The sequence below is a fragment of the Thiohalocapsa sp. ML1 genome (assembly GCF_001469165.1).
In the GTDB taxonomy this organism is placed as follows: Bacteria; Pseudomonadota; Gammaproteobacteria; order Chromatiales; family Chromatiaceae; genus Thiohalocapsa.
In genome coordinates, this window is the sequence record NZ_JABX01000019.1 from 102,580 (window position 1) to 112,865 (window position 10,286).

The following is a 10,286-nucleotide window of genomic DNA, read 5'->3' on the forward strand; positions in this document are numbered from 1 at the left end:
ATGCTGCGCCGCCTGCTGCCCCATCCGCTGCTGACGCTGGTGCTGACGCTGACCTGGCTGTTGTTGGTGAACAGCTTCACCATCGGCCAGGCGCTGCTCGGGCTCCTGCTGGGCCTGGTGATTCCGGCCTTTACGCGCCACTTCTGGCCGGACCCGGTGCGCATTGCGCGGCCTTGGTGGCTCGTGTTCTTTCTGCTCAAGGTGCTGTGGGACATCCTGGTCGCCAACGTTGCCGTCGCCGCGCTGATCCTGGGCGGGCGGCGCTTTGTGCAGCCGGCCTTCGTGTCGGTGCCGCTCGATTTGCGCACCGAGCTTGCGATCAGCATCCTGGCCAATACCGTCTCGCTCACGCCTGGCACCGTCTCGGCGTGGCTGAGCCCGGACCGGCGCACGCTGGTCGTGCACGGCCTGCGGGTGACCGACGCGGCCGCGCTGGTGCATGAGATCAAGACCCGCTACGAGCGCCCGCTCATCGACATCTTCGAGTCAACATGCTGAGCATCGCCCTGATCATCGCCTTCACGCTGGTTGCCGCGGCCCTGCTGCTCAGCCTGTGGCGCCTGCTCATCGGGCCGGACGAGCCGGACCGCATCCTGGCACTGGACACCCTGTACGTGAACACCATCGCGCTCTTGGTGCTGCTCGGCATCCTGCTCGGCAGCGACCTGTACTTCGAGGCCGCGCTGCTGATTGCGCTGATGGGGTTCGTCGGCACCGTCGCGCTGTGCAAGTACCTGTTGCGCGGCGACATCATCGAGTAACCGGAACCTCTCGGGTCATCATGCAGGAGATCGCCGTTTCGGTGCTGATCATCATCGGCGCCGCCTTCACCTTCATCGGCTCGCTGGGGCTGGCGCGGCTCGGGGACTTCTACACCCGACTGCACGGGCCCACCAAGGCGACGACGCTCGGCGTCGGCGCGCTGCTGATCGCGTCGGTGATCCACTTCAGCACCGGCAGCGAGATGCCGAGCCTGCACGAGGTACTGGTGACCGTGTTCCTATTCATCACCGCGCCGGTGAGCGCCCATCTGCTCGCGAAGGCCGCGCTGCAACTGCGCGTGCGCTCCATCGCGCCGCCGCCGGCGGAGGCGGAGTCGTCGTCGGGAACGGGGTTGGATCGCGGCGACTGAGCGGCGCCACGGGTCGGGCTGTTAGCCTGGCGTTCCCACCCGCAGGCCGCTTCGGGCATGCGGGCGTCGTGTGCCGGCGCGCAGCCGCGTAGCGGTGGGATCAGTGGGCGAAGGCGGTCTCGGTGCGCGGCTCCGCGAGCGGGGCGGGCTTGTACATGCCCGTATCGGCGACGAGATCGAGCGTAAGCGGCGTGATTTCCTTTGGGTCGGCCATGGGATCGACGCCCAACAGATCGCTCATGGACATGAGCGGTGTGCCCGAGCTTACCGGGAAGCTGCTGTGGCGGTAGCGGCTCACATCAAGGTTGATCCCGCGCAGCGGCTTCCGGCGCAGCGCGTCCATGACCCGGAAGGCTAGCTTGGCGGGCTGAATCGAGATGATCCCTTGGTGGGTGACGACGCCGGTGGCGGGGTTGGTGAGGCGCAGGATGTCGCAGCTACCGATGGCGGGCATGATGCGGAAACCGGTGTCCTCCAGGCCGTCGATCACGACCTGGACGTGAGCCTTGAGCGCCTTCCGCGAGACTTGAGGGGGGAGGTTGCCGATGGAAAGCAGGATCGAGCCCGTCTTGCCGAACATGCGCGTTGACCTCGTTATGAACCGAGTGGGCGAAGGCGCCCAGTGACACGTCGGTGTGACCGCCGGAGCAGAGTTGGCGGTCGCACGGCGGCGCGGCCTTGGCTAGCACAGGTGCGTGGAGGGCACGCCCCGGCTGGCTGTTGAGCTCGCACTGCGCAGGCCCCGAATTGTACCGCGCCTTTGTGACGGAAAAGGGACGCGACGCACACAATATGACTCGTTTTCCATGTCCTGCCGCAACTGGGTCAAGGCGTTAGCGCGAGCACAGTACACATAGTACGCGACAAGCCGTCCCGCTAACATACGGGATCATCCGTGGCGGGAGCTCGGGGTAAGGTCGTCAGCCAAGGTGCAGCCGGCGTCGTAGGGGTGACTCGGTGGTGGGCCGGGTACCGGCTTGGGGTGCTTTGCTCGTGCAAGCGTCAGCAGATCATAGGCCCGCTGCGCTTGGGTTTCGGAGACCCAGACTGCGCGCGCCGCTTGGGCGAGGTTGCTTGAGCGCCGGCATCGGCCGGCGGGACATCCATTGACGGGACGCGTTGTGCTTTTGTGCCGCTGCCCCGACTCTGTTCGCCATCTAGACCATTTGCCAACCGAAGAAAAGCTCGGCCGGTTACGGCACCGCCGCCGGTCTTTAGCACGTTCTTGCCCACTGCCGCCGCCACTCGCTCCAGCCAAGCATTCAACGAACAGCCAACCGTGCGCACAGCCCTGAAAATCCTCTTGCCGATCCTGGTGCTCGCCATCGGTGTCGGCGCCTTTCGTGTCCTCAAGTCCAGCCGCCCCGAGCAGCCCGCGCCCGAGGTGCAGGAACGCATCTGGCGCGTGGAGGTTGAGCGCGCGCAACCGCAGCGCCTGGCCCCGGAGCTGACGCTCTACGGTCGCGTCGAGACGCCGGACCTGCTCCGGGCCACCGCCTCCGCCGCCGCCTGGGTCATCGAGGTGGCCGTGCGCGACGGCGACCGCGTCGCCGCGGGCGATGTGCTGCTGCGCCTGGACGAGCGCGACTTCGCATCGCGTATCGCGCAGGTCGAGGCGCAGATCGCTGAGCTCCAAGCGCAGCTCGCGAGCGAGCGCAACCGCCACGACACCGACCGCCTGGCGCTGGAGCAGGAGCAGCGCCTGCTGACCCTCGCCCGCGACGCCGTCGCCCGCCAAGAGCGGCTCAAGACCCAGCGGGTCGGCGCCGAGCAGGCGCTCGACGAGGCCGAGCAGGCGGCGGTGCAGCGCGCGCTCGCGGTCACTAGCCGGGAGCAGAGCATGGCCGACCACCCCGCCCGGGTGCGCGCGCTGGAGGCCCGGCTCGCAAGCAACCAGGCCCGGCTTGACGAGCTGGAGCTCGAGTTCGAGCGGGCGACCATTCGCGCGCCCTACGACGGCATCGTCAGCGGCGTCGACGTCACCGTGGGCGATCAGGTGGCGAAGGGCGCCGTGTTGGCGCGCATGTTCGCGCTCGACAGCCTGCAGGTGCGAGCCCGCATCCCGGCGCCGTACCAGGCGGAGCTGGTGACGGCGCTGGCCGGGCAGGGCAGTCTGCCGGCGACGGCCGCCATCGGCGACACGACGCTACCGCTCAAGCTCGCGCGCATCGCGGGCGAGGCCGGGCCGAGCGGCGTGGACGGGCTGTTCGAGGTCGCCGCGGACCCCGCGGCGCTGCGGCTGGGGCAGATGCTGACGGTGAAGCTCGCGCGACCGGCCCGGGACGGCGTCGTCGCGGTGCCCTTCCGCGCGGTGTACGGCGGCGGGCGGCTCTACAAGTTGGAGGCCGGGCGTATGGTGGGCGTCGATGTCGAGACGCTTGGTGCGCGCGCCGCGGCCGCCGGCGAGGAGCGCCTCCTAGTGCGCTCGCCGCAGCTCAAGGCCGGCGACCTCATCGTCACCACCCATATGCCGAACGCCATCGAGGGGCTGCGCGTGGAGACGCTGGACGAGGGCCGCATGGCGCGGGCGCCCGCGCGGCCTGCTGCCGCTGCCCCTGATCGCGGCAAGACGCAGGCCGTGCAATGAGCGACAGCCTACCCGTCGCCGGCACGCCCGAGCCCGAGCGCCCGCAGCCGCGTCGCCGGCAGCCGGCGATGCAGCATCAGGGCGACATCATCGGGCTCTTCGCGCACCACAAGGTCGCGGCGAACCTGCTGATGGTCATCATGCTCCTGGCCGGCGCCTTTGCGCTGGACCGGCTCAACGTGCAGTTTTTCCCGACCTTCGAGCTGGAGATCGTCCAGGTCCGCGTGGTCTGGAGCGGCGCCAGCGCCGAGGACGTCGAGGACGGTATCACCGAGCCGCTGGAGCAGCGGCTTCGCAGCGTCGACAACCTGGACAAGATGACCAGCACCTCCAGCCAGGGCATCGCGGCCATCACGCTGGAGCTGAAAGAGGGCACCGACCCATTGCTGGCGCTGGACCAGGTGCGCCGCTTCGTCGATGAGTTCCGCAACTTCCCGCAGGACGCGGAGAAGCCGGAGGTATCGCTGCTGACGCGCTACGAGCAGGTGGCGCGGCTCCTGATCACGGGCCTGGACGACCCCGCCGAGATGCGCAATCTGGCCCGGCGCTTCGAGACGGAGCTCCTGGACCGCGGCCTCGACAAGGTGGACATCAAGGGCCTGCCGGACGAGGAGATCGGCATCCAGGTGGCCACCGAGCAACTGGAGCAGTTGGAGCTGGGGCTCGGCGACATCGGCGATCGCGTCGGCGCCTTCAGCCGCGACCTGCCCGCCGGCGCCATCGGCCGCGGCGAGGGCGCGCGCGAGCTGCGCAGCCTGGACAAGCGCCGCGATGCGCTCGCGTTCCGCGATCTGCCGGTCAAGACCGGCGAGGAGCTCCGCGTCAACCTGGGCGACATCGCTGAGATCGAGCGCGCGCCGAGCGACAACACCGTGCGCGTCAGCGTGGCCGGCAAACCCGCCGTGGAGATGATCGTGCAGCGGGCGGAGTCCGGCGACACGCTGAAGTCTGCCCGGACGCTGGCCGACTGGCTGGACGAGACGCGCCCGACGCTGCCGCCGGGCGTCGAGCTTGAGATCTACGACGCCTCCTGGGAGCTGGTGCGCGATCGCATCATGCTGCTCGTGAACAACGGCGTCGGCGGTTTGGTGCTGGTGGTGCTGATCCTGTACCTGTTCCTCACCGGGCGCGTCGCGTTCTGGGTGGCCTGGGGCATTCCGGTGTCCTTCGCGGCGACGCTGTTCATCCTGTATCTGCTCGGCGGCAGCATCAACATGATCACGCTGTTCGCGCTGATCATGGCGCTCGGCATCATCGTGGACGACGCCATCGTCGTTGGCGAGGACGCCATGTCCCACTACCAGATGGGCGAGGACCCGCTGCTCGCCGCCGAGGGCGGTGCGCGGCGCATGCTGGCGCCGGTCATGGCCTCGTCGCTGACGACCATTGCCGCCTTCCTGCCGCTGATGCTCGTGGGCGGGCGCATCGGCAATATTCTCGGCGCCATCCCCATCGTCATCATCTGCGCGATTCTGGCATCGGTGGTGGAGAGCTTCCTGGTGCTGCCCGGGCACCTGCGCAACGCCTTTCTGCACACGCACAAGATCAAGCCTAACTCCTTGCGCGCGCGGCTCGACCAGGGTTTCGATGCCTTCCGCGACCGTGTCTTCCGGCCCGTGGCGAGCGCGGCGATCGGCCATCGCTTCACCACGGCCGCCGCCGCCTTGGCGCTGTTGCTGGTCGCCGTCGGGCTCATTGTAGGCGGTCGCATCGGCTTCACGTTCTTCCCGACCCCGGAATCCCAGATCATCAACGCCAACGTCACCTTCGTCGCCGGCACGCCGCGGGCGAGGGTGGATGCGTTTCTAACGCACCTGGAAGAGACGTTGCAGGCCACCGAGCAGGCGCTGATGGCGGACGGCAAGCACGACGCGCTCATCACCGCGGTGGTCACCTACCACGGCTCCAAAAGCGAGGGTGGCGCCGCGGCGGACCAGCTCGGCGGGCTCACCGTGGAGCTCATCGACGGCGACCGGCGCGACGTGCGCAATGTGGATTTCATCCAGGCCTGGCGCGAGCACATCGCGCTGCCGGCGGGGCTTGAGAACCTGAGCATCGCGTCGCGTCGCGTCGGCCCGCCGGGGCGGGACCTCACCGTGCGCTTGACGGGCGGCGACGCGACCCGACTTAAGGCCGCGGCGACCGAGCTCGCGGAGACGCTGTCGGCCATCGATGGCGTGCGCGAGGTCGAGGACGACATGGCCTACGGGCGCGAGCAGCTCATCTATTCGCTGACGCCGGCGGGCGAGGCGCTCGGGCTCACCGTCGCCGACCTGGGCCGGCAACTGCGCACGGCCTTCGACGGCCAGTTGGTGCAGATCTTCCAGGACGGTCCCGACGAGGTGGAGGTGCGTGTGCGTCTGCCGGAGGCGGAGCGGGGCAGCCTGGCGAGCCTGTACCGGCTCAACATTCGCACGCCGCAGGGCGAGTCCGTGCCGCTCACGGCGGTGGCCGAGTGGCGCTCGCGGCGCGGCTTCGAGGTGCTGCGGCACGCGGAGGGGCGGCTCGCGGTGGAGGTCACCGCCGACGTGGACGCGAACGTCAACAACGCTAACCGCATTGTCGAGTCACTGCAGGAAGGCGCGCTGCCGAGGCTGGAGCGCGACTACGGCATCCACTACTCGTTCGAGGGGCGCTCCGCGGACCAGCGGGACACGCTGTCCGACATGCGCAAGGGCCTGCTGCTCGGGCTGATCCTGATCTATCTCATTCTCGCCTGGGTGTTCTCGTCCTACGGCTGGCCCATCGTCGTCATGGCCGTGATCCCGTTCGGCCTCACCGGCGCGCTGATTGGGCATTGGGCCATGGGCATCGACCTCACCATCCTGTCGCTGTTCGGCATGTTCGGCCTGTCCGGCATCGTCGTGAACGACAGCATCATCCTGGTGAGCTTCTATCAGCAGCTCCGCGAGGCCGGCATGGCCGTGCAGGAGGCGCTGGTGGAAGCCGCCTGCCAGCGCCTGCGCGCGGTCCTTCTGACCTCGCTCACCACCATCGCCGGCTTGACGCCGCTGTTGTTCGAGACGTCCTACCAGGCGCAGTTCCTGATCCCGATGGCGACGTCCATCGCCTTCGGGCTCGGCTTCGCAACCGTGCTGGTGCTGCTCGTCATCCCATCGCTGCTGTCCATGCATGAGAGCGTGCACGGGCTCATGCAGCGGATGACGCGGAAGGAATCAGCGCCGGCGCCGAGCGCCTGACGCGGAGGGGACTGAAGCTGGCCGAGGGCCGAGAGCCGAGGGTGTCCTTCCTGGCCCTTGGCCCTTGGCCCTTGGCCCTCATGCTGACCTACCGCATTGCACGCAAGGGAGTTTGGGCGCAGCGTTGACCATCGGCCAATGCTACGGAGCAAGTCCTCATGAATGCCGAAACCGACTTTCCATATTTGCGCAGTTCCCCCCTCACGTCCGGGCTCACCGACCAGCAGGTGCGGAGCCTTGCGGGCATCGCCTTCTGCCGCCGGCTCGAAGACGGCGAGGTGCTGATCGACGAGGGCAAGATCGACAACAGCCTGCACATCCTCGCCGAGGGCGGCATCGCCGTCACGCGGGATATGGGCAAGGGTGAGTACACCACCATCCATGTGCTGCGCACCGGCGACCTCGCCGGCGAGATGGGCTTCATCAGCGGCCGTCCGCACACGGCGACGCTGCGCTCGCTGGGTTGCACGCAGGTGTGCAGCGTGGAGCGCGAGGCCTTCGAGGGGCTGATCGAGGAAGACCCCTGGCTGGTCTACCGCGTCATGCAGAACATCGTGCAGGTGAGCCAGGACATTCTGCGCCGCATGAACGCGCAGTACGTCGAGCTGACCAAGTACGTGTATCGCACGCACGCGGTGTTTTGATCGGGCGCGGACTCCGCCGCGGGCCTCGATCCCGCGGCGGAGGCGGCCGACTCAAGTCGGCGTACCCGGGTTGCTCGGGCATCGGGCGGCTGGACGCGCTCAGCCCTTCACCGTCAGCACCTGTTTCAGTGTGTGCACCACGTCCACCAGGTCCGTCTGGTTGGCCATCACGCTGTCGATGTCCTTGTAGGCGGCCGGAATCTCATCGAGCACGCCCTTGTCCTTGCGGCATTCGACGCCGCGCGTCTGCTCCTCCAAGTCCTTGCGTGTGAAGCGCCGCTTGGCCTCCCCGCGGCTCATGCGCCGGCCGGCACCGTGGGCGGAGGAGCAGAAGCTGTCCGGGTTGCCCAGTCCGCGCACGATGTAGGAGCGCGCGCCCATGCTGCCCGGGATAATGCCGAGCTCGCCCGGGCCTGCGCGGATGGCGCCCTTGCGGGTCAGTAGCACGTCGCGTCCGAAGTGATGCTCGCGGGCGACGTAGTTGTGGTGGCACTCGATGGCCTCGTCCGTCAGCGCAAAGTCAGGCAGCCGGCCCAACGCCACCTGATGGCGCAGCGCGCCCAGGATCAGGCGCACCATCTGCCGGCGGTTCTCGAGCGCATAGTCCTGCGCCCAGCCGACGGCCGCCATGTAGTCGTGGAACAGCGGGCTGTCGTCCGGCAGCCAGGCCAGGTCGCGGTCCGGGGGCTGGAGGCCGCGGCGCAGCATTTCCTCCTTCGCCTGCTCGATGAAGAACTGGCCGATGCGGTTGCCGATGCCGCGCGAGCCCGAGTGCAGCATGATCCAGACGCGGTCGGACTCGTCCAGGCACAGCTCGATGAAGTGGTTGCCGCCGCCCAGGCTGCCGAGCTGGCTTTGCCAGCGGGCGTCGATGGCCGGGTACTTGGCCTGAATGCGCGCGAGCCCGGTCGCGACGCGCGCGAGGCCTTCTTCGCACCAGCGCCCGTCGGGGTGGCCGTTGAAGCCCACCGGTACATCGCGCTCGATCTGTGCCCGCAGCCCCGCCAGATTGTCCGGCAGTTGATCTGCCGTCAGCGACAGCCGCAGCGCGTTCATGCCGCAGCCGATGTCCACGCCCACCGCCGCCGGCACGATGGCGCCGATGGTCGGGATCACCGAGCCCACGGTCGCCCCGAGCCCCCAGTGCACGTCCGGCATGGCCGCGACGTGGTGGTGCACGAAGGGCAGGGAGGCCACATTGCGAAGCTGCGCCGTCGCGGCGGCGTCGATGTCGTCGGTGAAGACCTTGACCGGCACCTGGCCGTCTTCGATGGTTTGGCGGATGGGCATGGGGTATCTGCGGTGGGCGGCGACGTCTGGCGATACGCGGTTCGGTTGGGCTGCCGCCGGGCTCAGGGGGCAAAGGGTGAATCAGCCGACCTGAGCAACCCGCGGCGAAATGCGATCAGTTTGCGCCTTTTCGCGTCGGGAACGGCACTCTGCAATTCCCGATCGGATACAAGCAGACGCGAGTATCCTTCCGGGTCGAGACATCTGCGCTGTCCCGCTTTCTGACCGCCCCAGTGGCTGACCGCTCGGGAGTTGCTTGGCTGTCGGAGCGGCGCCAAGGGGTCGCGAGCGCGTTCCAGAGCCGCTTGCGCTGTCGGCCAACCCGCTCATCGACCGGGTCACGTCTCGGATGGATCTCGACCCGCGGCGTTTCCGTCGCAGGCCGATGTCGCTCTAAATCGTTTCAGTCGGGGCGGGACTTGGATGTGACTTGGCGCAGAGGCAGACGGTGCAATCGGACTGACCGCGCGGTCACCGTCACCATAGCGCCGGCTTCGATCTGTTCTCCGATCCGCGCCAAAATCTGCGCGATCAAGGTCGCTGCCTCCGGGCCGCGCAAGCCTTCGCGTTCGATTGCGGATCACCGACGGGCCGCTGGCGCCGCTGATGGCCAGTAGCCGGTGGAAGTCCGAATCGAGGGTGACGATGACGCGTCCCTGCTCCAGCGCTAAGGCCGCGATTTCCTCGTCGGTGGCGCGGCTGTAGCCGATGTCGGCGACGTGGCAGCCATCTGTGCCTTGATCCGCAAGACCCTGCACCGTGCTGCGCGGTAGGCCTTGGTCCAGGAGCAGCCTGATCACGCGGCGCCCAAATGGATGATCTGATCCTCAAGGTTCGAAGCCGCGAACTCGAGCGCCTGGCGGATATCGTCGTCCTCGAGCTCTGGGTATTCGCGTTTGAGCTCGGCGCGGTCCGGGTACAGGGCTGCAGCCTCGACCACGCGGCGCACGGTCAGACGCATGCCGCGGATACAGGGCTGGCCGTTCATCTGTTCCGGATCGATGGTGATACGGTCGAACGGGTCGCTCAAGGTGCATCCTCCTATTTGTGATCAGCGCCGGAGACGCGCGGGCTGCTTGGCGGTCGTGCGCGTATCGATGGCTTTGTGTTTCCGGTCGCGGTGACCGAGGCAGCCGTGGGTCGTGCGCGGGTCGTCGCCATTGTCCGCCGGCGCACACTCGGTGGCGAAGAAGCCGAAAGTATCCAGGAACAAGTATCCAGGAACGGACCTTATTATGCGGCTTCTCGCACGTGCATTTCGATGTGCAAGCCGGCCGCCGATGCCATGTTGACAAGCCCATCCAGGCTGAACAAGTTGATCTTACCGCGCACTAGGTCCGAAACACGAGGTTGCGTGACACCGAACAGTTCGGCGGCCTGGGCTTGGGTCAGGCCGGTGCGAGCAATTCGCTCCTTTAAAGCCATCATTAGTG

General features: G+C 67.9%; 11 protein-coding genes. 6 read left to right on the forward strand and 5 right to left on the reverse strand.

Annotation, left to right across the window (positions count from 1 at the left end; all coding sequences use genetic code 11):
* From ML01_RS13790 to ML01_RS13800, 3 genes are read left to right on the forward strand one after another with little or no spacing between them, the layout of a single operon-like run.
* On the forward strand, nt 1–498 hold the full coding sequence (locus ML01_RS13790) for a Na+/H+ antiporter subunit E (RefSeq protein WP_058555979.1): 498 nt from the start codon (nt 1–3) through the stop codon (nt 496–498).
* Nucleotides 492–761, forward strand: coding sequence for a K+/H+ antiporter subunit F (locus ML01_RS13795; protein WP_058555980.1), 270 nt, complete (start codon nt 492–494; stop codon nt 759–761). Before ML01_RS13790 ends, ML01_RS13795 begins: the two co-directional genes overlap by 7 nt.
* A 20-nt stretch (nt 762–781) precedes the next feature.
* Nucleotides 782–1,132, forward strand: coding sequence for a Na+/H+ antiporter subunit G (locus ML01_RS13800; protein ID WP_058555981.1), 351 nt, complete (start codon nt 782–784; stop codon nt 1,130–1,132).
* A 100-nt stretch (nt 1,133–1,232) separates the two neighbouring features.
* Here ML01_RS13800 and ML01_RS13805 read toward each other — a convergent pair whose 3' ends face one another.
* Complete coding sequence (locus ML01_RS13805) at nt 1,233–1,712, reverse strand: hypothetical protein (RefSeq protein WP_058555982.1); 480 nt, start codon at nt 1,710–1,712, stop codon at nt 1,233–1,235.
* Nucleotides 1,713–2,411: 699 nt separating this feature from the next.
* On the opposite strand from ML01_RS13805, the gene ML01_RS13810 reads away from it, so the two are divergent.
* The 3 genes from ML01_RS13810 (at nt 2,412) to ML01_RS13820 (ending at nt 7,563) form a co-directional block, all read left to right on the forward strand.
* A complete protein-coding gene (locus ML01_RS13810) occupies nt 2,412–3,719 on the forward strand; it encodes an efflux RND transporter periplasmic adaptor subunit (RefSeq protein WP_082674264.1) in 1,308 nt (435 codons plus the stop codon).
* Nucleotides 3,716–6,919: an efflux RND transporter permease subunit gene (locus ML01_RS13815; RefSeq protein ID WP_371258216.1), complete on the forward strand. Its 3,204-nt coding sequence runs from the start codon at nt 3,716–3,718 to the stop codon at nt 6,917–6,919. Before ML01_RS13810 ends, ML01_RS13815 begins: the two co-directional genes overlap by 4 nt.
* A 158-nt stretch (nt 6,920–7,077) precedes the next feature.
* Nucleotides 7,078–7,563, forward strand: a complete 486-nt coding sequence (locus ML01_RS13820) for a cyclic nucleotide-binding domain-containing protein (RefSeq protein ID WP_058555983.1) — start codon at nt 7,078–7,080, stop codon at nt 7,561–7,563.
* Nucleotides 7,564–7,662: 99 nt separating this feature from the next.
* Here the strand turns inward: ML01_RS13820 and ML01_RS13825 are convergent, their stop codons facing one another.
* The 4 genes from ML01_RS13825 to ML01_RS13835 all read right to left on the reverse strand — a co-directional run.
* A complete protein-coding gene (locus tag ML01_RS13825; protein ID WP_058555984.1) occupies nt 7,663–8,853 on the reverse strand; it encodes an RtcB family protein in 1,191 nt (396 codons plus the stop codon).
* A 338-nt stretch (nt 8,854–9,191) separates the two neighbouring features.
* Nucleotides 9,192–9,653 carry a DUF5615 family PIN-like protein gene (locus ML01_RS31370; RefSeq protein WP_216819181.1) on the reverse strand — a complete coding sequence of 154 codons (462 nt, stop codon included), beginning with the start codon at nt 9,651–9,653 and terminating at the stop codon, nt 9,192–9,194.
* Complete coding sequence (locus ML01_RS13830; RefSeq protein ID WP_082674265.1) at nt 9,650–9,883, reverse strand: DUF433 domain-containing protein; 234 nt, start codon at nt 9,881–9,883, stop codon at nt 9,650–9,652. The genes ML01_RS31370 and ML01_RS13830 overlap by 4 nt, the downstream gene beginning before the upstream one ends.
* Before the next feature lie 203 nt (nt 9,884–10,086).
* A partial coding sequence (locus tag ML01_RS13835) for a helix-turn-helix domain-containing protein (protein WP_058555994.1) occupies nt 10,087–10,286 on the reverse strand: 200 nt, incomplete at its 5' end.